Annotated in this window: 26 protein-coding genes; 13 read left to right on the forward strand and 13 right to left on the reverse strand. The window is 63.7% G+C overall.

Annotated elements, in window-relative coordinates; genetic code table 11:
• Window positions 1-152 precede the first annotated feature (152 nt).
• The 3 genes from KA712_14195 to KA712_14205 form a co-directional block, all read right to left on the reverse strand.
• Window positions 153-464, reverse strand: coding sequence for a helix-turn-helix domain-containing protein (locus KA712_14195; GenBank protein MCG5054111.1), 312 nt, complete (start codon window positions 462-464; stop codon window positions 153-155).
• Entirely contained in the window at window positions 457-645 is a 189-nt protein-coding gene (locus KA712_14200) for a type II toxin-antitoxin system RelE/ParE family toxin (protein MCG5054112.1), read from the reverse strand. Before KA712_14200 ends, KA712_14195 begins: the two co-directional genes overlap by 8 nt.
• A 176-nt stretch (window positions 646-821) precedes the next feature.
• Window positions 822-2,012, reverse strand: a complete 1,191-nt coding sequence (locus KA712_14205) for an IS110 family transposase (protein MCG5054113.1) — start codon at window positions 2,010-2,012, stop codon at window positions 822-824.
• A 203-nt stretch (window positions 2,013-2,215) separates the two neighbouring features.
• Between KA712_14205 and KA712_14210 the strand changes: the two genes are divergently transcribed.
• From KA712_14210 to KA712_14270, 13 genes are all read left to right on the forward strand, one after another.
• Complete coding sequence (locus KA712_14210) at window positions 2,216-2,635, forward strand: PIN domain-containing protein (GenBank protein ID MCG5054114.1); 420 nt, start codon at window positions 2,216-2,218, stop codon at window positions 2,633-2,635.
• On the forward strand, window positions 2,632-2,982 hold the full coding sequence (locus KA712_14215; protein MCG5054115.1) for a type II toxin-antitoxin system HicB family antitoxin: 351 nt from the start codon (window positions 2,632-2,634) through the stop codon (window positions 2,980-2,982). The genes KA712_14210 and KA712_14215 overlap by 4 nt, the downstream gene beginning before the upstream one ends.
• Before the next feature lie 36 nt (window positions 2,983-3,018).
• Window positions 3,019-3,528 (forward strand): ATP-binding protein, encoded by a 510-nt coding sequence (locus tag KA712_14220; protein ID MCG5054116.1) that lies wholly within the window; start codon window positions 3,019-3,021, stop codon window positions 3,526-3,528.
• A gap of 220 nt (window positions 3,529-3,748) precedes the next feature.
• The gene (locus KA712_14225; GenBank protein ID MCG5054117.1) at window positions 3,749-4,009 is read left to right on the forward strand and encodes an AbrB/MazE/SpoVT family DNA-binding domain-containing protein; all 261 of its coding nucleotides are present in this window, start codon (window positions 3,749-3,751) and stop codon (window positions 4,007-4,009) included.
• The gene (locus KA712_14230) at window positions 3,996-4,376 is read left to right on the forward strand and encodes a type II toxin-antitoxin system VapC family toxin (GenBank protein MCG5054118.1); all 381 of its coding nucleotides are present in this window, start codon (window positions 3,996-3,998) and stop codon (window positions 4,374-4,376) included. The genes KA712_14225 and KA712_14230 overlap by 14 nt, the downstream gene beginning before the upstream one ends.
• Window positions 4,357-4,539, forward strand: a complete 183-nt coding sequence (locus tag KA712_14235) for a hypothetical protein (protein ID MCG5054119.1) — start codon at window positions 4,357-4,359, stop codon at window positions 4,537-4,539. Before KA712_14230 ends, KA712_14235 begins: the two co-directional genes overlap by 20 nt.
• A gap of 21 nt (window positions 4,540-4,560) precedes the next feature.
• Window positions 4,561-4,788, forward strand: a complete 228-nt coding sequence (locus tag KA712_14240) for an AbrB/MazE/SpoVT family DNA-binding domain-containing protein (protein MCG5054120.1) — start codon at window positions 4,561-4,563, stop codon at window positions 4,786-4,788.
• Window positions 4,789-5,047: 259 nt separating this feature from the next.
• Entirely contained in the window at window positions 5,048-5,185 is a 138-nt protein-coding gene (locus KA712_14245; protein MCG5054121.1) for a hypothetical protein, read from the forward strand.
• A gap of 667 nt (window positions 5,186-5,852) precedes the next feature.
• Complete coding sequence (locus KA712_14250; protein ID MCG5054122.1) at window positions 5,853-6,341, forward strand: hypothetical protein; 489 nt, start codon at window positions 5,853-5,855, stop codon at window positions 6,339-6,341.
• Between the two features lie 49 nt (window positions 6,342-6,390).
• Window positions 6,391-6,657, forward strand: coding sequence for a helix-turn-helix domain-containing protein (locus tag KA712_14255; protein ID MCG5054123.1), 267 nt, complete (start codon window positions 6,391-6,393; stop codon window positions 6,655-6,657).
• A 289-nt stretch (window positions 6,658-6,946) separates the two neighbouring features.
• Window positions 6,947-7,138 (forward strand): hypothetical protein, encoded by a 192-nt coding sequence (locus KA712_14260; GenBank protein ID MCG5054124.1) that lies wholly within the window; start codon window positions 6,947-6,949, stop codon window positions 7,136-7,138.
• Between the two features lie 263 nt (window positions 7,139-7,401).
• The gene (locus tag KA712_14265; protein ID MCG5054125.1) at window positions 7,402-7,836 is read left to right on the forward strand and encodes an HIT family protein; all 435 of its coding nucleotides are present in this window, start codon (window positions 7,402-7,404) and stop codon (window positions 7,834-7,836) included.
• A gap of 54 nt (window positions 7,837-7,890) precedes the next feature.
• Window positions 7,891-8,505, forward strand: a complete 615-nt coding sequence (locus tag KA712_14270) for a glutathione S-transferase N-terminal domain-containing protein (GenBank protein ID MCG5054126.1) — start codon at window positions 7,891-7,893, stop codon at window positions 8,503-8,505.
• Between the two features lie 31 nt (window positions 8,506-8,536).
• On the opposite strand, the gene mepA is transcribed toward KA712_14270, so the two are convergent.
• The 10 genes from mepA to KA712_14320 form a co-directional block, all read right to left on the reverse strand.
• Entirely contained in the window at window positions 8,537-9,442 is a 906-nt protein-coding gene (mepA, locus tag KA712_14275; protein ID MCG5054127.1) for a penicillin-insensitive murein endopeptidase, read from the reverse strand.
• Complete coding sequence (gene cysS, locus KA712_14280) at window positions 9,427-10,923, reverse strand: cysteine--tRNA ligase (protein MCG5054128.1); 1,497 nt, start codon at window positions 10,921-10,923, stop codon at window positions 9,427-9,429. Before cysS ends, mepA begins: the two co-directional genes overlap by 16 nt.
• A 76-nt stretch (window positions 10,924-10,999) precedes the next feature.
• The gene (locus KA712_14285; GenBank protein MCG5054129.1) at window positions 11,000-11,860 is read right to left on the reverse strand and encodes a ThuA domain-containing protein; all 861 of its coding nucleotides are present in this window, start codon (window positions 11,858-11,860) and stop codon (window positions 11,000-11,002) included.
• Window positions 11,861-11,964: 104 nt separating this feature from the next.
• On the reverse strand, window positions 11,965-13,404 hold the full coding sequence (locus KA712_14290) for a DUF1552 domain-containing protein (GenBank protein MCG5054130.1): 1,440 nt from the start codon (window positions 13,402-13,404) through the stop codon (window positions 11,965-11,967).
• A 4-nt stretch (window positions 13,405-13,408) separates the two neighbouring features.
• Entirely contained in the window at window positions 13,409-14,407 is a 999-nt protein-coding gene (locus KA712_14295) for a DUF1592 domain-containing protein (protein MCG5054131.1), read from the reverse strand.
• Window positions 14,361-16,400 (reverse strand): DUF1595 domain-containing protein, encoded by a 2,040-nt coding sequence (locus KA712_14300; protein MCG5054132.1) that lies wholly within the window; start codon window positions 16,398-16,400, stop codon window positions 14,361-14,363. The genes KA712_14295 and KA712_14300 overlap by 47 nt, the downstream gene beginning before the upstream one ends.
• A gap of 6 nt (window positions 16,401-16,406) precedes the next feature.
• A complete protein-coding gene (locus tag KA712_14305) occupies window positions 16,407-17,159 on the reverse strand; it encodes a hypothetical protein (GenBank protein MCG5054133.1) in 753 nt (250 codons plus the stop codon).
• Between the two features lie 101 nt (window positions 17,160-17,260).
• Complete coding sequence (locus KA712_14310; protein MCG5054134.1) at window positions 17,261-17,845, reverse strand: lactate utilization protein; 585 nt, start codon at window positions 17,843-17,845, stop codon at window positions 17,261-17,263.
• The gene (locus KA712_14315; GenBank protein ID MCG5054135.1) at window positions 17,842-19,350 is read right to left on the reverse strand and encodes a lactate utilization protein; all 1,509 of its coding nucleotides are present in this window, start codon (window positions 19,348-19,350) and stop codon (window positions 17,842-17,844) included. Before KA712_14315 ends, KA712_14310 begins: the two co-directional genes overlap by 4 nt.
• Window positions 19,347-20,141, reverse strand: coding sequence for a (Fe-S)-binding protein (locus KA712_14320; protein ID MCG5054136.1), 795 nt, complete (start codon window positions 20,139-20,141; stop codon window positions 19,347-19,349). Before KA712_14320 ends, KA712_14315 begins: the two co-directional genes overlap by 4 nt.
• Between the last annotated feature and the right edge of the window lie 244 nt (window positions 20,142-20,385).

Raw genomic sequence — 20,385 nt, forward strand, 5'->3', positions numbered from 1 at the left:
CGATACTTCTCCTACGAGAAGCCAACAAGTCAAAACGGAGCATCGGTGGCGAGAGACGCCGCCGTCGAACCAGGCATTGAAGACTGACGGCCGCTTCGCGGCCGCAGCTTAGTGCCCGACACGTTGGCCAGACTTAGCGTCACACGGAGAGATCACGCTGCGATCGCTTTTGCCAGTTCCTTCTTCGATGCGCCGAGTGCGAGGAGTGACCGAACCAATAGGTCCAACGACACTGACGGATCTCCAGTCTCCATCTTGGCCACCCGCGACTGGCTCGACCGAATCATCTTGGCCAGATCAGTTTGCGTAAGTCCACGGCGCTCTCGTCGACCCCTGAGGGAATCGCTGAGGTGAAGCTTCAGCTCCACGTAGCGTGCCTCTTCTGGCGTCAGCTCCAAAAATTCCTCGGCATTGCCGACCTTCCAGCCCTTCTTTTCGAGTGCAGTTCGCTTTGTCTTACGCATCGTCATACTCCCTCAGCCGTCGTTGCGCGGTTTCGATCGCGCTCTTCGGCGTTTGATTGGTTTTCTTCTTAAAGACCTCAGCAAATATTATGGCGTCTGAATCGGTTCGATAGACGAGCCTCCATGTACAGTCCCTGTCGACGATTCGTAGCTCATGACACCTCGGCCCGATCACCGGCATGGGACGTGACTGCGGCATCGACAGCGTCTCCCTGCTTGAAGCATTCTCAGGAGGAAGCCCGCCTCTAGCCGCGCTTCTTTGCCAATGGGTGGCGTTTTCACCACAGTTTTAAGCCAAACAAGGGGCTTGTCCTTGGGACTCACTTTCCACAAGAATATGTCATTTCTGACATGGCGTCAACAGGTTCTGTGCATGCCTCCCCGGGTGCGCTGGCCAACCCACGCCCTGAGGCGGACCGCAAGGATTAGGGAGAGGATTCGGCAGCAAACTTCAGGAGGGGTGACCCCCGCCTCTTGAGGGCCTCGAGGTAGGTGGATTCGTCGTACGAGACGCGGTCGTGCCAACAGCGCCAGAGGATGCGGATCCACTTGAAGGCCAGGGCACGAATGGTGGCGTTTGTGGGAGACGCCCTTGGCTTTGTGGCGCTCGTAAAAGGCTTTTGCCCAGAAGGACCTGGGGATGGTCTCGCCGACCCACTCGACGAAGCTCTGGCGGAGGAAGGTGGAGCAGATGAAGCGCCAATGCACCCAGCTCTTCTGGCCGCTGCGTTCGGTGACCGGGGCGACGCCGGCATACTTTTGCATCGAAGCCGCGTTGGGGAAGCGCTCTCGGTTCTCTCCGAAGGCTGCGAGCAGACGCGGGGCCAGAGCGGCGCCAGCGCCGGGGAGCTGCTTGAAGATGGCGGAATCGGGGAGTTTGGCGCACGTGGCCTCGATGGTGTCGTCGAAGCTTTGGATGGCCTTGTTCACCTCACGGAGCTGGCCGATGAGGCCCCTGACCATCAAGATGGCCGGCTCGATGACGGCAGAGTCCTGCGTGAGGGGGCGGGCCTCTGCGATGGCCTGGAGGCGCTTTTCGATGATGGCGGAATGGCGGAGGTTGCCCTCACGGAAAAAGGTCCTGAGGGTCTCTGGGCGCGCCCTCTTGAGTGCCTGGAGGATTGGCCACCGTTCGACGAAGTCCAAGAAGACATCCGTGAACTTGTCTCGAAAGAGGCTCAAAACCAAGGGATGGTAGGCTTTGAGATGCCACGTGAGGCGGTTGGTCAGGCGGGTGCGGTCCTGCACCAGCTGGCGTCTATCCTGCACGAGGCGGCGGAGCTGACGCATCTCCGGCTGCAGGGGGAAGAACCGCTCGGGGTGCCGCAGGACGAAGTCGGCAGCGAGGAGGGCATCGGAGGGGTCGTCCTTCGCCCGGGAAGGCGTGAAAGTCTGGCGGTACTTGGCGAGGCCATCTCGCCTCACCGGGAACAGCACGAAGCTGTCGTACTCGAGGAGGGCGGACACCACCGGGCCCCGTTCGAGCTCGAGATGTCCCGCCTCGATGCTCGCCCCTGTCGAGCCATTCACCAAATTGGAACGCAACACCCATACCAGCGTTGAAGACGTACAAGGCCATGACTGTCACCTTGAACCTAGACACGGCAGCGGTGCGCCGGCGACAATGCGGTCTTGGGCGTTGATGGGCTTTGCCGCTTAACGCCAAGCACGTTAGCCAGACCCGGGGCGCCCACGACACCCGCCATGATGGGCCTTGAAAATGGTATCGCCCGTGATACCATTCTAGGGACGTGGTGATTGTTGTTGATACATCCGTACTTGTCGCTGCCTGGCGGTCAAGACAAGGTGCGTCGTTTGCGCTGGTGTCTCAGATTGGTTTGGGGAAGTTTGAAGTGGCGGTTTCGGTTCCGTTGGCTTTGGAATACGAATCAGCACTGCTTCGAAATCTGGCGCCCGGTAAGTTAACGCCCGGAGACGTCCGCATCTTTGTCGACTTTATTTGCAGCGTTGCACAGAGACAGGACATTTTCTTTTTGTGGCGACCGATGTTGCGAGATCCCAACGATGACATGGTAGCGGAAGTCGCAGTGGCCGCTGCGTGTAATGCGATCATTACCCACAACACCCGTGACTTTGCCGGATTGGACCGCTTCCAAATCACGGTACAGACTCCTCAGGAGTTCATTAGAACGTTAGGGGACAAAAGATGAGCACTCTAAGTCTTCGACTCCCAGAGTCGATCCATCAAAAGCTAGGTGAAGTCGCCGAAAAAGAAGGCGTTTCGATCAATCAGTTGATCAACTCTGCTGTGGCGGAAAAGCTTTCAGCCTTGCTGACTGAAAAATATCTCTCTGAACGGGCTAGCCGCGGTGATCGAAAGGCGTTCGAATCCGTCCTGGCAAAGATTCCCAATGCCCCCGCAGCGCCTGGCGATGAATTGCCGACAACACTTAGCAAGGTGGGCAAACGTCAGCTGGCTAACCAGGTGTTGCAGCAGTCGGGGCCGCAGAAGCGTTCGCGAAAAGTTGTTTCGGCCAAGCGGCGGCCCCGTAGCTGAAGCCCAACACGTTAGGCGCACAGAGGGAGACCATTCTTGACGACCGCCCATTTAGTCGTGGGATTGCCCTGTTCAGGCAAAAGCGTTTATGCGGCAGCTCTTCAGAAGGAAACTGGCGCCGTTTTGTTCACGCTTGATCACTGGTTGATTGAAGCCTTCGGTCGTCAGCCCCTAGGCGAGGCTGGGCATCCCGAACATGTATGCCGCGTGCTGAAGGTTCGAAGACTGATCTTGAACGTGGCTTGCCAGGTACTCGCGCGAGGGCTTGACGTAATCCTAGACGATGGCTTCTTCCTTCGTAAGCATCGACGCCAAGTGATCACCGAGGTCAACGGTTGTGGAGGCGCCGCCAAAATTCACCATCTTAACCCACCGCTGGAAGTTATTTTAGATCGACTAGCGAAGCGCAATGACTTCCTTCCGGAACACAATTTCTACATTGAAGATGCGCTGTTCATGAGGTTTGCCGCGCTCTTTGAAGCGCCGACCGATGGCGAAGGAGCGCAGCTATTGATAGCCAACGCCGGCGGTAATCGGGACCCTTGAGGCCTGGGTCAGTAACTTGCTCTGCCATGCTGGCGCCCAAGATTAACCAGGCCTTCCCAGGCCTTGAAGACAGACGAAGCCCAGGACTGCAGAGGAAAACCAGGATGGACCTTGGGCTCTTGAAGCCGCAGCTTAAGCCCAACCACGTTGGACGGACTGGCGATCGTGCTATTCCGAGATCATGCTTGCTCGCTAACATTACCGTGGTAATGTGGTTGTTATGGTGCTCGCAAAGTCGAAAGTTACCGCACAGGGTCAGATCTCAGTTCCAGCCGAGATCAGACGCGTGCTTGGCGTTGGACCTGGAGCGGTTCTCGAGTGGAACGAGGAGAACGGGAGGATCATTGTTACGCGGGTGAGGCAGCACAGTTCGGAAGAAATCCACGCGGCGCTTTTTCCGAGCGGCACGAAGAGGAGAAGCACGGAGGAACTCAAGGAAGGGATCAGGAAAAATGTCAGGGCCCGCTATGCGCGCCGTTGATACCAATGTCCTGGTCCGCCTGTTTACGAGGGACGACGAAAAACAGGCGGCCTCTGCTGATGACTTCATACAAGGAGGAGCTTGGGTCTCCCATCTGGTGTTGCTTGAGACGAGTTGGGTGCTCACCAGCGTGTATGACGTGACATCGAAGCAGCTCATGGCGGCGCTGGAGATGCTACTGCAGCATGAGAGCTTGGTGATCCAGGACGCAGATGTTGTCTCTTCGGCACTCGGCCTGTTCAAGGAGAATCCATCGCTCGGCTTCTCAGATTATCTTGTTCTTGAGGTAGCGCGGAAGGCCGGTCACCTGCCACTAGGGACGTTTGACAAGCAGTTGGGGAAAGTCGATGGAGCGCATCGACTTTAAATTGGGCGTCCAACCAAACGTTGAAGCTGCCAAAGCCTTCCGGATGTCGTTGCAGAACCAAAATGGGTTATCGAAGGGCATGCTCCACCTGGTCGTGCACTTCAACGAAGGCTTCGCCGCTGAACGCCAAACACGTTGGGCGGACGGCTGGACCACGTTATGAACATCGTTCATAATCGACTTTATGGCGAAGCGATTGCAGGCGATCGGGAATAGCTCCGGAATCATTATCGACCGGCCAATTCTCGACATGCTCGGAATCACCTCAGAAACCGAACTCGAGGTGAAAACGGACGGCAAGAGTCTGATAATCACTCCGCTGGATGACGCGAAGAGGCGGAGCAGGTTGAAGGCGATTCAGGCAAGGACCCTTAAGAAGCACGCCGGGACGTTTCGGAAGCTGGCCAAGTAGTGGATTCCCCGGATTTTCTGACTCTGCAAGAGGTGCTCGCGCTGCATGCTGACCAAATTCGTGAGTTTGGCGGGGCGGATGGGGCAGAAGCATGGAGGGGCTTCGATCAGCTCTGGGGCAGCCCGAGGCAACGTTCGGCGGAGGGTACCTCCACAAGGGGTTGTTCGAGATGGCTGCGGCGTTGCTTTTCACATCGCGGAGAATCAACCATTCGTGGATGGAAACAAGCGGACGGCGCTGAACGCCGCCATGAAACTTCTTGGCGCTCAACGGCTTCGAGATCATCGATCCCGAAGAGCACCTGTATCCCGCGATGATAGCGCTGGGGTCGGACGAGAATGCCAAGGAAAACTTGGCGCTCCTGTTCGAGCGACTCTCGATTCCCTGGGTAGACTAGCGGCAACTGACGCCGCCGAACCCGGCGTTGCAGCTGCCAAAGCCGCGGGGCTCAAAGCAGAACCTAGACAGCCCTGTGGTGGGCAGGCACCATAGGGGATGTGGGCATGAGCGATTCATGGTACGAAGACGGCCGTTTCCATCCCCGACGCGATATTCGAAGACGCAGAGCGCCTTGCTCGTAGTATGAAGCGTTCTCGTGCAGCGAACTCTACAGCCGTGCGTTGTCGGGATACGTTGCTCGTCACGCCCCGGACCAAGTGACCGAGGAGATGAATCGGGTTGTTGCGGCGGTGGACGAACCTAACGACACGTTCGCCACAACTGCTGCCCGCCGCACATTGAGGCGCGCCGAGTGGTAGCCGTGAGTCAAGGAGACGTTTGTTGGGTAGACTTCGGAGAGCCAAGCGATTCGGAACCAGGGTTCCGAAGGCCCAACGCAGAAGGACAAAGGCATGCTGGGTGCTTGAAGCCCAGTCGCGGTTGTGGAACCCTGTCGTGGGCATTGAGCTTAAGCCCGAGACGTTAGGCATTCACCCGTGGACTATCAGATACATCGCGAGAAGGCGGTCCTGGACTCGACGGGGTACATGGAAATTGGGCCAGGGAGGTATTCGGGAAAGCATTGGCAACAGGGGTTTCTCTTTGTATGGGAAGATGCTTTCGGGATGGCTGAGGGAATCCTCGCCAAGCACGTCGCCAACTACGATCACTTCTCTATGATCGACATCCCGAAGCACGTCGGCGAGAAGGTGGTGGCTGAATGGCGCGACGTCGCAGATCGTTTGGAAGACATGAGTTCTGAGCAGGCACACACAGCCCTCAATCTGTCCGCCGCGTATCGTGACCGAGTGGACGGAACACCCATGAACGACGCGAAAACCCCTGAAGACGCGGAGGAGTTGGAAGACCTACTGGAGGCGGCCAGGGGAGCGAACTGGGACGCCCAACATGGCCCGAAGCATCTGCGTTCTGGGCGATACTTCTCCTATGAGAAACCGACGAGTCAAGGCGGAGCATCGGTTGCGAGAGACGCCGTCGTTGAACCCGGCATTGAAGACAGTCGGCCGCTTCGCGGCCGCCGCTTGACGCCAACCACGTTCGGCGGACAGGGCGTGCGGCACTTGCGGGCGATACCGGGATATCGTGACCAATAAGCCACCGAAAAGAGCGAAAGGGAACGCCTCGAGCTTTTTGGAGCAGCTCATGAAGGGCCCAGTGACGTTGGGAGACGCTCTGTCGGCCATTCGAGAGTCCGAGGAGATGAGCCTTTCGGAGTTCGCAGCGATTTTGGAGGTTTCGCGCTCGCACCTTTGCGACCTGGAGCAAGGGCGTAGAGCCGTCAGCCCCGGGCGAGCAGCACGCTTCGCGAAGGCGTTGAAGCAACATGAAGCTCAGTTTGTACGACTTGCGCTGCAGGACCAAGTGCATGCAGCGGGGCTCAAACTGAAGGTCGAAGTCCATGCGGCGTGAAGCCCAGGACTGCCGCCGAACCCGGCGTTGCATATGCCCAAGCCGCGGGGCTCAAGCAGAACCTAGACAGTCCTGTGATGGGCAGGCACCATGGCGGATGTGAGCGATCAGCGATGAGGCTTTGCCGCTTGACGCCAACCAAGTTCGGCGGACGGCTGGACCACGTTATGAACATCGTTCATCATCGACAGCCGGACGGCAAGAGTCTGACAATCACACCAGTGGATGACGGGAAGAGGCGGAGCAGGTTGAAGGCGATTCAGGCGAGGCAACGTTCCGCGGAGAGTCCATGTTGACCGTGGGCATCTTTGTGTTCGACGAGGTCGAGGTCCTCGACTTCGCAGGGCCTTTCGAGGTCTTCTCGACGGCATCCCGGGTGAGCGCAAAAGGGGGGGCCGTCCCGTTTCGGACCGTCACCATCGCCAAGTCCTGTGCGTTCCCGGGGTGGGCTCCAGATCCAACCTCACCACTGGTTCGGTGAACATCCTCACCTGGACGTCGTGATCGTGCCGGGCGGCGACGTGGCAGGGGAGCTACGCGATGACAGCGTCATCCGCTGGATCGCAGCGACCGCAGCCGCTGCGCGCCTGGGAAAGTCGACGGAGCTCATCGACTTTGAGTCGGTCGTCCTACAAACTCCCACGTTACAGCAGCCAAAGCTCTCAGATGAAGAACGACTGTCTCTTTTGCCGAATTGCCTCAGGCGTCATCCGGACGAGGACGATTGAGGAAGATGAGCACTACATGGCGTTTCTCACGATCTTTCCGAATACGCCCGGTTGCACGGTGGTGATTCCTCGTGAGCACACGCCGAGCTACTTCGTGGAGGCCAATCCTGCGACCCTCGCGGGGTTGATGGACTTCTCGAAGCAGGTCGCAAGCGTGCTCGACGCAGCATTCGATGACGTAGGTCGCACGGCCCTGGTTTTCGAGGGGTACGGGGTAGATCATCTACACGCGAAGCTCTTTCCGATGCACGGCACGCCGAAGCCGGGTGAACCATGGCGGCAGATCAAGTCGGACATCAATGCGTGGAGCGACACCTACAAGGGTTACATCTCGAGTCACGACTGCAACACCTGCAGTGACGACGAGCTAGACCGGGTTCATGCGCATATCCTGGCCCGCAAGGCGACGCTGCCGAGCGCTCGTGGCGATACGGGGCCGAAGACGACCTGAGGCGCACGGACGGCGCAAAGTGCAAACGTTTGCGAAGTGAGCTACATCTTCCGCATGTCGCCACCCGAACCGGTTCGCCTCTTTGGCTCGTATACGTCCCCTTTCGTGCGCCGTATCCGGATCGTGTGCCTGGAGCTGGGCGTTCCCTTTTCCATGGTCGATACCATGACCCCCGAGGGACAGGCTGATTTGCGGCAGCGCAGCCCCATTTGGAAGGTTCCTGCGGCGGAGATCAACGGCCAGCTGGTGCTGGACTCCCACGTCATCTCGGACGTGTTGCTCGCGCGGTACGGAGGCCAGGGCCCCCTGGCTTCCTTGGCCCTGGACGATATCGAAGGTCGTAACGCCGTGAGCGTGATCGACGGTGCGCTGGATGCGCTCATCAACGTCTTCTATCTTGCCAAGGATGGGGTCACACCCGAGCAGGTGCCCTATCTCGAAAAACAAAGGGCCCGTGCGGCCAGCGCGCTTTCATGGTTGGACGCGCGGGTGCATGAGCCCTTCGTGACCTCGAAGCAGGCATTGGGGCTGCCCGAGGTGGCGCTGGGCACGGCGCTCGGCTGGATGCGTTTTCGCAACGCCTACCCCATCGGCACGCACCCGCGGCTGATGCGTTGCCTGGAGGCGCTGGAGGCGCGGCCGAGTTTCCTGTCGACCGCGCCCGGCTGACCCGTGTGCCGTGCAGGCGCCTGCACGGCCTTCAACGGTGCGGGGCCTCGGGCACCGGAGCTTCGGGCGCCGGACCCAAAACGTCGCGACAAGCGGCCGGTAACGTGGGCTCGGCCTTTGCCCTGGCTTCCTTGCGCCGCTCGAGGGCCGCGCGGCTCTCGTCAGAGATCCACCACGAGAGCTTGTCGCAGCCGGGCTCGGACCCAAGCGGGGGCTGAGGCTCGCAGTGCGGGCTGTCCGTGGGGCAGCGCAGGCGCACATGGAAGTGGTCGTGGTGCCCCCACCACGGACGAAGCTTGGCCAACCAGGCCCGATCCGTGGGCACGCTGTCGCAGATGAGCTGTTTGACCCGCGCGTGCACGAAGATCCGATCCACCTCGGGGGCTGCCGCCGCCAGCGCGAGCACCCGTGCGAGGGACGGATGCCAGGCCGACGTGGCCCGCTTCGTGGCGAGATCCACGACCGCCGCGGCCTCGAAGCGGTTGCGCTCGGCTTCGCTGAGGGCGCGCCGGCGCGCCTCGGGTGGCGTGACGTACCAGATGTCCACGTCGAGACCCGTCTGGTGGCTGGCGTGGCCCGTTGGCGCGGGCCCTCCGCGGGGCTGCGACAAGTCGCCGACCATGAGCGGACCCAGCTTGGCCTTGGCCACCTGACGGCTCAGTTTGCGGACGTAACGAACCAGGTCCGGGTGGCCGAACGTACGCCTGCGGTGGGGACGCGTCACCTGGTAGGTGGGGTCGTGTTCGGGCAACGCCTGTGCCCCCGTCAGGCACCCTGCACTGGTGCCGCCATAGACCTGCGCCGGGCCCGTCGTGGGCACGCGCACCCGGCTCCAGGGCACGGGGTCCGCAGGAAAGCGGTCGGTCGAGACCCCGGGCGCTGCCGAGGCGCTGCCCAAAGACAGAGCGAGCGCCGCGACCCTCAGCCCAGCTTCCACGTGGTGCCGCTCGTGCCGTCGAAGAGCTTTACGCCCTGGGCGGCCAGCTCGTCGCGGAGCTGATCTGAGAGCGCAAAGTCCTTGGCTGCGCGGGCCTGCGTGCGCGCCGTGATGCGCCCCTCGACCCAGGCCGGATCCAGCCCCCGGGCGTGAGCCCGCCGATCGCGTACGCGCAGCAGCAGCGCCTCGGGCACCTGGGCGCCGATGCCCAGGTGGCGGTCGAGCGCCGCGAAGCCAGCCTGGGCCAGATCCACCCAGGCCTTCGGCACCTGGCCCCCTTTGCCGAGGGCCCGATCACACAGCTCGTTCACGGCGCGCAGGAAGTCGATCATGTGCGCCAGGGCCACGGGCATGTTGAGGTCGTCGTCGAGGCTGTCGGCGAGCCGCTCCGTGAACGCCGCGAGATCGGCGGGCGGCGTTTCGGCCTTGCCACCCAGGCGCTTTTCCGGGAGCGAGGCCAGGCGCAGCTGGGTCTCGTAGAGGTACTCGAGCCGCCGCTCGGCCTCCTCGAAGAGCGGAAAGCCCGTGACCTTGCCGGTCTCGTCTTGGGTCCAATCGAGGTTGAGCGGTGAACGGTAGTGCACCGTGAACATGCCCAAGCGGACCGCTTCGGCTTCGACCTTCGCGAACACGTCGCGGCAACCAAAGAAGTTGCCGAGGCTCTTCGACATCTTCTCTTTGTTCACCTGGACGAAGCCGTTGTGCATCCACAGGCGCGCCATGGTGCAGCCGGTGGCGCCCTCGCTTTGCGCAATCTCGTTTTCATGATGAGGAAAGACGAGATCCAGGCCCCCACCGTGCAAATCGAAGGAATCGCCCAGGTGCTTCATGCTCATCGCCGAGCACTCGATGTGCCAGCCGGGCCGACCGGGACCCCAGGGGCTTGGCCAGCTGAGCTCGCCCTCGCTCGCCCCCTTCCACAGCGCAAAATCGTGCGGATGGCGTTTGCGCGCGGCTTCTTCTTCGTCGGTGCGCCCGCTGGCGCCCGCTTCCAGATCCTCCACTTTGCGGTGGGACAGCTTGCCGTAGCTCTTGAACGCGGGCACGTCGTAGTACACGTCGCCGCCCGAGACGTAGGCCATTTTGGCCTCGATGAGGCGGCTGATGAGCGCGCGAATCTCATCGAGGTGCTCGCTGACCCGCGGCTCACGATCCGGCGGCAGATTCCCGAGCGCCGCCATGTCGGCGTGGTAGGCCTCGGTCATGCGCTGGGCCAACTCCAGGGGATCTTCGCCTTTGTCCCGCGCCCGGTTGAGGATCTTGTCGTCGATGTCGGTGACGTTGCGGACGTAGGTGACCTCGAGCCCCCGCGCGCGCAGGTGGCGGGCCAGGACGTCGTACACCACGTAGCACCGGGCGTGGCCGAGGTGAGAGAGGTCGTAGACCGTCGGCCCGCACACGTACATGCGAAACCGCCCCGGTTCGAGGGGCGTGAGGAGCTCTTTTTGGCTGGTGAGCGTATTGAAGAGGCGAATGTTCATGGCCGAAGGGCGGGATGATAACGGCCCCAGCCCCCCGCGCCAAGGCCACGTTGGCCGCGAAGCGGCAACGAATCTGTCACCGTGCCGGGTAAGCGGGCGAAATCAGGTTCATCGTATCCTCGCGGCGGCTGTCGCTCGCCCACAAAAGCCCGCGGCGTGTGATGCCGAGGGCCTCGGGAACGTCGAACACGTCGACCGTGTGCCCGAGGGAGCTGTAGAACACGCGCCCCTTGCCGTAGACCTTCTTCCAGCACACGGGCATCACGGCGTCTGCGATCCAGTCGGCATGGTCACCCTTGAAGGTGGTGGTGGCGAGGACCTTGTTGTTGGGGTCCACGTGCATGTAGTACTGCTCGGTGCGAAGGTCGAAGTCGGGCACGCCGCGGGTGACGGGATCTTCGTGGTCCGTGATGTTCACGCGATAGCCGATGATGCCCCCCGGGTGAGACACCCACTGGCCGCCGACCATGAACTGGTATTCCGTCTCGTTGCGGAAGGCGTCCCCCAGGCCGCCATGCCACCCGGCCAGGCCCACGCCCGACTTGACGGCCCTGAGCAGACCCTTGAGCTGCTCTTTTTTGATGGTGCCCATCGTGAAGATCTGCACGACGAGGTCGAGCGAGGCCATGAATCCGTCATCGGCGTAGGGATCGAGGGTGTCCGCCACGGTGACCCTGAAGCCCTGCGTCTTGAGCCAGGGCACGAACAGATCCCTGCACTTGTCCGGCTGGTGCCCGGGCCAACCGCCATAGACGAAGAGGGCGTTTTTGCGGCCCCTGGTGCGTGGCAGAGGGGGAGGCGGCGGCTCTTCTTTGTCGGCCGGGCGTGCGGCGGGTGAAGCGGGCTCTGACTGGGACAAGGCGCGCCCGGGCAGGGCAACGGTGAGACCCACCGTCGCCGTGCCCCGAAGAAGCTGTCTTCGGCTCGTGTCTGACATGTTCACCTGACTTGCCGGCCAGGCTACAGAGCTGGGCCGGGGTGGTGCAAGTGCAGGCGTCGCAATGCAGGCAGCGAAGGGGGCTTCGCTGCGGCCGCGCTCACTCAGGTGAGCAAGCCCGGGATGATTTCGGTGGCCTTGGCATCGCCGCTCACGGTCTTTTCGCCGAAGCTCGGGGCGTTGATGCCGATTCCGCGCAGCACCGTCAAACAGGCCTTGCTCATGTTGTCCCTGCGGCTCATCGCGTGGTGCACGCCGGCTTTGAGCTTGCCGCCGCCACGCCCGCAGATCAGCACGGGATGAGGGTTGCCGAGGGAGTGCTGCCCCCCGTCCATGTACTCCCACGTGTGGTAAACGGCCGTGTTGTCGAGCAGATTGCCGGCGCCGTAAGGTGTGTCTTTCAGCTTCTTCAGCAACACCCCGAACTGGTCCACGATGTAGCGGGCGATCTTGTTGGTGTTGTCACGGTCGTAGTGGTTCACGCGATGATGGTTCATCGTCGTGTATTGCGGGTACACGGCTTCAGACTGCGCGGCCGACCATTCCATGGAGAACACGCGCGTGATCCCACACGAGAGGGCCATGGCCATGAGGTCGGACATCATCGCGTGGCGGGTGGCATCGTTGTTGGGGCTGCCGGGCGCCGCAGGCTTTTCACACTTGACGGTGGTGGGATCGTTGCCGGGCATGGGAGGTGGCGCATCGACGGGAGTCCCAGGCGGGGTCTCTGGGGGAATCGTCTGCTTGATCTGGTTTTCGATGGCTTCGATTGATGACAGGTGAGCGTCGAGACGGACCTTGTCGGGGGCACTCAGCCGGGTCTCGAGGGACTTGGCGTGTTCCAGGACCGCGTCGAGCACACTGACCGTGGCTCGCTTGTGGTCGGGCATCTTGGGTGCGGGCATGTTGCCGCCGGCGGGCGGCAGCGTGGGCGGGGGGGGCGGGGTGGGCAGGCCGCCCCCGAAGAGGCGGTTGAAGACGCGCCCGGGATCCGTCTCGGCCGACATGAACTGTCCCGCTTGCTGGCCAGAGCCACGAAACGAGGTTCCCCCCTTGTAGGGACCCACCGGATGGATGCCGAGCTGCATGGACTTGATCGGTGACCCATCGCCCTCGAACTGGTCGGCCACGATCTGATCGATGGACGGCAGCGTGGGGCCGCCGCCGCGCGACTTGCCTTTGTGCTCGTGAGAAAAGGTTCCCGAAACGGCCGCGGGGTGGCCGTCGGAGTGCGCGAGGCCGCCGAAGTCGAAGATCCCGCCAGACACGACGGTGACGTACTCCTTCGTGGCTGCCAGGCCCTGCAGCGTTTGCGAGAGCGTGTAGCCGGGCCCCGTCTCCTTCGGGGTCCACTCGCTGGGAAGGGGGCCGCCTCCCGAAAACCAGCTGATGAAAAACGGGCGGGCGGCGAGCGCGGTGCCCTGGGCGAGCGCGTCGCCGTTACCGTTGAGCATGCCCTCGAGAAGAGTAAGGCCGATGGCCACGGAGCTACCGCCGAGCACGCCGCGAAGGACCGTTCTGCGTTCGATGAATCGCTTGGACATGTCTTCATTCCCCCTTGGATGCGAACCGAAAGCCATCGCTCGAGACCGCAGCCACGAAGAGCGCCGCCGGTGCGTAGCTCGAGGAGGCGAAGGACGTCTCGAGAGCGTCCACCAACCCTTGGTTGGCGTCGGACAACTCGTGACCCACCATCGACCGGAACACCTGCTTGGCAAAACATCGGGTGGTTTCGGGGTTGGCGCGCAGATACGCGGCGAGGTCTGCGGGGCCCTGGTAGCTTTTGTTATCGAGTTCCCAGGTGGCGTCCACGGGCTTGCCTTTGTCCTGGGTGCGGTAGGCGCCCACGGCATCGTAGTTCTCGAGCGCGAGGCCCAGGGGATCGAAGAACGCGTGGCAGCCGGCGCAAACGGGATCTTCGCGATGCTTGGCCAGTCGCTCGCGGATGGGCAGGTTCTTGAGCGATTCGGGCTGATCGCCGAGAGGCGCTACATCGTCGGGTGGATCGGGCGGGTGCTTGCAGAGCAGGCGTTCGTAGACGAACACGCCGCGAGACGTGGGGGACGTATGCCGGTCAGAGGCGTGCAATGCCAGCAGGCCGCCGAAGGTGACGAGCCCATGGCGCTGGCTTTGGGGCGTGAGGCTTACCTTTTGGAAGGCAGAGCCGTTGGGACTCTGGAGTCCGTAAAACGAGGCCAGCTCCGCGTTCACATAGGACGACTTGCCTTCGAAGAGGGACAAGAAATTGAGGTTTTCGTCCCACAGGTGCGTGAAGTTCTCTTCGATCTCGCGCTTCATGGCCGGGAACAAGCCCGCGGGCAGGTTCGAGAAGGTCGCCGTGTCCTTGACGAGGCCATCCAGCTTGTCGAGGCTCAAGTGCTCTTTGACAAACTCCAGCATGGCCTGGCGGCCGCGGGGTGAGGCCACGAGCCGCTTGGCCTGCGCGGTCACGCCCTCTTGGGTGTTCAAGGCCCCGCTGGCCGCTGCGTCGAGCAGTTCGTCATCCGGCGTGCTGTTCCACAGCGCAAACGAAAGCCTGGCCGCCATCTCGTACCCGGTGAAGCGGCGGATCTTTGCGTTCTTCGGATCGTCGACCGGCTTCGTTCACGTAGAGGAAGTGCGGAGATTGCAGCATGCCGGCGACCGTCATCTGAAGCGCGCCCCAGAGATCACCTTGCAGGTGCTCCGCCACCTTGCCGACGAGGCCCGTGAAGAGTTCCACCTCGGCGGGCTCGGGCGCACGGCGAAACAGGCGCCGCGCGAGGGTCTCTATGAAGGTCTTGATGCAGGGCTCGGAGGCGGTCTTCGGGGCACAACCCACGAGCGCCTGTCGTTTGTCCGCGGCGAAGGCGGCTCCCGAGACCGTAGCGGCCATCGATTGATATTTGTCCACGGCGGCAGGCGACGAGGTGACGAGCCGCGCCCCGATCGACGAAAAGCCCCGGGAGAGATCCTCGGGGTCGAAGGCCACGTCGTTGCCGAGCGTGACCCCAAAGATATCCTTCACGCTGTTGCGAATCTGTGTGGCGGTGAGGCGGCGCATGCCCGCCGGCGGGGGGACGATGCCGGCACTCGGGCCTGGGCCTGCGGGGGCCATGTTGCCGGGGTCCGTGGGGTCGAGCCCCGGCGGGCTTCCCGGCCTTCCAGGATTGCCGGGCGTGCCGGGACTGTTGGGAACGCCGGGATCCGCGCTGTCGCCGTCGGCGATTTTGGCCTGGCAGCCCATCAGCACGACCGCGAAGGCGGCGAGCAGAAAGCCGCTCCGCCCACTCCCGTTCCTGTCCCCCGTGCGCACCTGACCGAACTGCGAATCCGCGCTCATGGCAGGCTTAGTGCCTGCCCGGCCGTCCAAGGGCTCAACTAAGTGTCGAAGACATGAACGACGTGTTTGTGCGTGTTTACGAAAGCCGCGCCACGAAGGTGAACACGCCCGATTCCACGAGGAGCCTCGCGGACGGGCCGGGGTCCGGGGGGCAGGGGCAGCCGAAAACGTTGCGACCGGTACGCCGAACGCCGGCGGCGGGGTGGAGCTGGCCCACGTATGTCCTACACGCCTCGTGTAGTACCTCCACGGTGCGGGCCAATCGGGCGGAGGCTCGGCTGCTCGTCGCGCGCAGACCACGTCGGAGTGAAGGACCGTAAAGCCGGCGCTGCTGCCGAAGAGCGTTGCCAATCTTGCGGCGAAGTGGCGGGTCGACGAAGCAGGCCGGAAAGCCGCGGCCAGGTGGGCCGCCGGAGCGAGCTCCCAAAGCATCAAAAAGAGGCTCATCATCACGTGGCCGAGGTGGCGAGCCGCTTCGGGGTGATGAGTCACATCGACGAAGGCTTGTGCGGCCTCGGCAGGTTCGGGTGGCGTCGCAGCAAACCGATCCGCGTAAGCCGAAAGCATGTCCCCCAGCGGATCGCGCGCGCGGCGCAGGAGCTCGACGAGGTCCCTCAGGCTCTGGCTGGGAAGCACGACGAGATCATCCAGGGGATCCAGGAAGCCCTCGATGTGCCCCCGCAGCGGCGACGGTACGCCGTCAAGGGTGCCTTTGGCATGGGCGTAATCGGCCACGAAGTTGGGGAACGCGACCAGACTCTCAGTGCCGAGCGTTTCGAAGACGGGCTCGAGGTGCGTGGTCATGTCGAGCCAGTGCACGAACACCCCGCCGGGGCCAAGGACCCGGGCCACCTCGTCGCGCGCCCGCGCGGGTGCGGTCACGGCGTCGAAGGCGCACAGGCCGACGACCGCCGCCAGGGAGCCCGCGCGGAATGGCAGTGCCTCCGCCGCCGCGGTGAGGCCCCGCGCGTCGGGCCAGCGCCGCGTGAGCTTGGCCGTAAACGCGGCTGACATGTCCGAGTGCACGAGCCGGGCGCGCTGGGCCTCCGTGAGCCAAGCCCGGCTTTGCCCCGCGCCGCAGCCGATCTCGAGCACGAGGCCCTCGGGGGGCAAAAAGCGCGCAAGCGACGCGGAGACCACGTCGCCGCAGGGGGGCCCGAAGAGGCCGCGCCGGTCCTCCATGCGCTCGAGGTTCGCCAGGGAAAAGCTGAGGGTCACGGCGCCTCACTCGGACAGGGCGAAACAGTAAATGCCGCCATAGCCGCCGCCGGCGCCCACGGACTCGTCCTCGAAATCGCGGGTTGGATCGACGTTGATGCCAGCCGCGCAGCCGCCCGCCACGTGGGCAGCGATCCAGTGCCGCCCCGAGGTGGCGGAGCGGGGCCACGCGTGGCCCACCAGGGGCGGAACCGTGTCGTCGTTGTTGGCGCTCGTCCAATCGAGGCAGGTGCTGGCCTCATCGCCGTAGAGCTGGCCCCGCTCGTCGGAGCCGGTCAGGAAATCGTGGTTGTCGATGCGCAGGGGGTCGGGGGAAATGGGATCCCCCCCTTCGTCGGTGAACATCACGGCGAGCGCGGGATCGCCCCCCCGGGGGCGTCCCAGGGCATGATCTTCGTCGATGAGGTTTTCGCGCGTCGCCGCCAGGAGACGGCCCCTGAAGTCGTACCAGGGGCCGGGACCGATGCGGTCGATGGCGTGCACGGGGGCGCCTTCGTCACCCGCCGCGACGCTCAGGAAGGCGCGCCAGGTTTTGCGGTTGCCCGGGGCGCCCCGGGACGCAAGCGTGGTGCACAGGGCGTCGGCTCCGGCGAGCCCCCCGAGGTTGCCTCCGAAGCCCTCCGGCCCGGGGGCGAGGCTGATGAGTCCGGTTTGGCTGGTGGCGAAGAACGAAAAGCGGAGGTCTGCGCCCGTCACCGAAGCGGCCGGGGGCTCGGCACGCCCGCAGCTGGCAAGACCGAGTGACACGAGGACCAGCATGGGCCTCGGAATGGGCCTCGCGAACGTGCGTCTGGGCCGCCTTCCGTATTCCACCGATCTCAGGATACGACAGAGCGGGGCGCCAGGGCGCCTCGAACGTGTCAGCCCACGAGGAAGACGTGGGCCGAGCGGGCCCCATGGGCGCCGATGACCAGGGACTGCTCGATGTCGGCTGTCTTCGAGGGGCCGGCGAGGAACAGGCCGAACCCGGGGCCAAAAGTGCCGATCCGGGCGTACGCTTCGTGCATGTTGTGGACGAGGCTGGCCGCGTCCAAGATCACGGCCAGGTGCTGGCAGATGAAGAGGCCCGCTTGAAGCCGGCCCTCGAGGCCCGTGACCCAGATGGCGCCGTTTTCGGCCACCCCGAGCTGTCCCCTCACGATCGTGAGGTCGACGTCCTCGAGCGCGTGGGGGTCGGGCCCCGCCGCAGGCCCCTTCAGGGCAAAGCCCGGCACGAAGGACAACACCCGCTGGGCGCCAGCCAGGGCCGGAAGCGCCGCGATCTCGGCGCGCGCCTCGTCTTCGCTCGCGACGCGCACCACACGCCCCCCCACGTTGCCGAGCGCCGTCGTGAACTGGGCGACGGCATCGGGGTAGCGAATCCAGGGCCCTTCGAGGCTGGGCAGCGGGGGTACGGGCAGTTCCCGTTGCCGCAGGGCCCGCAGAAGCTCGTCGCGGGCGCTCATGCGGCATCTCCCTGTGAGGGTTTCGAGGGCAGCTCGGCGGGCGGAGCTGCGCGTGCGGGCTCACGCGCGGAAGCCGCGTCCCGCTTGCGGATGACGTACAACTCGCGGAAGGACTGCGGTGGCATGGGGGGAAGCTCGCGCTGCCGACCCCAGGCGTTGAACCGGTTGTAGAGCAGCGCCCGCGGAAGCTTGGGCACGAGCCTGCGCATCAACTTGCCACCGAGAGCGAAGAGCCAGCTGCGCTGAAGCACGAAGGACAAAAGCTTCATCGACAACCGTTTGGTGGCCGGCACCAGTTTTTTGAGCGCCAGCTCGCGGCGCCACGTGAACAGCTGGTGGTGCAGGTCGATCTTGACGGGGCAGACATCCGTACACGAACCGCACAGGCTGCAAGCGAAGGGAAGCGTACTGTGTTTTTCGGCGTCCATGGCCGGCGAGAGGATGGAACCGATCGGTCCCGGGACCGTGCTGCCGTAGCTGTGGCCCCCGCTGCGGCGGTAAACCGGACAGGTGTTCATGCACGCGCCACAGCGGATGCACGCGAGGCTGCGGCGAAACTCGTCGCTCGATCGAATCTGGCTGCGCCCGTTGTCGACAAGCACGACGTGCATCTCGCACCCCGGGCGGGGGCCATGGAAATGGGACGTGTACGTGGTGATGGGCTGTCCCGTGGCCGAGCGTGCGAGGAGCCGGACGAAAACCCCCAGATCCGCCGCGCGCGGGATGATCTTTTCGATGCCCATGCACGCGATGTGAAGCTTCGGCAGCGCCACGCCGAGATCGGCATTGCCCTCGTTCGTACACACGACCACGCCCCCGGTCTCCGCGATCGCGAAGTTGACGCCCGTGATGCCGGCATCGGCGGCCATGAACTTCTCGCGCAGGTGCCCGCGCGCGCTTTCGGTGAGGTATTGCGGATCGTCGGCACCGGCCTTCGTGCCGAGGTGCTGATGAAACGTGTCGCCCACATCCTGCTTTTTGAGGTGGATCGCCGGCAAAACGATGTGGCTTGGCGGCTCTTGCCGCAGTTGCACGATGCGTTCGCCGAGATCGGTATCCACCACCTCGAGCCCGTGGCGTTCGAGATAAGGATTGAGGTGGCATTCCTCCGTGAGCATGGACTTGCTCTTGACCACCTTGCGCACGCCATGCTGTTGCAAGATGCCGAGCACGATGCGGTTGTGCTCTTCAGCGTTTGCCGCCCAGTGAACCTTCACGCCAAGTCGCTGCGCATTGGCCTCGAACTCTTCGAGGTAGTGGGCGAGTTTCGCCACGGTGTGGGCTTTGATCTGGGACGCGCGCTCGCGCAGGGTTTCCCACTCGGGCAACGACGCCGCGGCGCGATCCCGCTTTTCCCGGATGAACCACAGCGACTGGTCGTGCCACGTGGCGCGCCCGCGGTTGGCAACGAAGGCGGAGGCCGCGCGGGCGTGGTCCTGCCGAGGGCTCGTGTCGTGCTGCGGGCTCGTGTCGTGCTGCGGGCTCGTGTCGTGCTGCGGGCTCATGAAGCCCTCCTTAGTTGTACGAGAGCGCTCGCGCCCGCCACGATTTGGGGCACGGGCCGTCCGGCGAGGATCTGCGCCACGTGCATCACCGCGATCGTTTGGCCTTGTCGGCGCAAGATCCCTTCGAGGTGCATGAGGCAGGACATGTCGGCGGCGGTGAGCACGGCCGTTCCGGCCTGGTTGTGATCGGCGATCCGATCCTGCCCCATCATGCACGACACGGCTTCCTCGGCCACGGCGAAGGTGCCCCCAAAACCGCAACACTCGTCGGGCCGCGCCAGCGAGACCAGCTCGAGGCCCTCGAGGCCCGCGAGCAGCTGCCGGACTTTGTTCGGGGCTTCGTTCATGAGCTCACTCGGCTTGCCGAGGTGCAGCTCCCGCAGGCCGTGGCAGCTTTGGTGCAAGCCCACCTTGTAGGGGAATCGGCCAGTCCATGTGTCCACCTTCAATACATCGGTCAGGAACTCGCAAAGCTCGAAGGTGCGTGCCTTGAGGCTGGCGAACGCCGTGTCGCCAGGGAAGTACTCGTCGTAGTGGTGCCGCACCATCGACACGCAGCTGCCCGAGGGGCAAACCACGTAATCGTACGGCGCGAAATGGCGCAGGAAGTGTTCGGCCAGAGGGCGCGCGGCCTCGGTGCAGCCGGTGTTGGCCATGGGCTGCCCGCAGCAGGTCTGCCCGGGAGGAAACTCGACCTGGAGCCCGCGCCGTTCGAGCACCTCCAAGGTGGCGAGCGCCACGTCGGGGTAGAGCTGGTCGATGTAACAGGGGACAAAAAGGCCAACCTTCATGGGCAGGGGTCCATGGGCTTAGATGAGGGAGGAAGGGGGAAAACGTCCGCCCCACGGGCGAGCAGATGCAGCTTAGCAGTCACCTGCCGAACGTCAGGATCACGGCGCGACGCGGCGGGCCGCGCTCCACTTATCCACAGCCGAGCCCTTGACCCTCGGCAGCTTCCATGTCATTTCCTTCGGCCCGCCCAGGGTTTGGGGTGAACCGTGTTCGCCCAGCACCCACGTGGGGTCCACGGAGTCT

The sequence above is a fragment of the Myxococcales bacterium genome, from assembly GCA_022184915.1.
GTDB lineage: Bacteria > Myxococcota_A > Polyangia > Fen-1088 > Fen-1088 > JAGTJU01.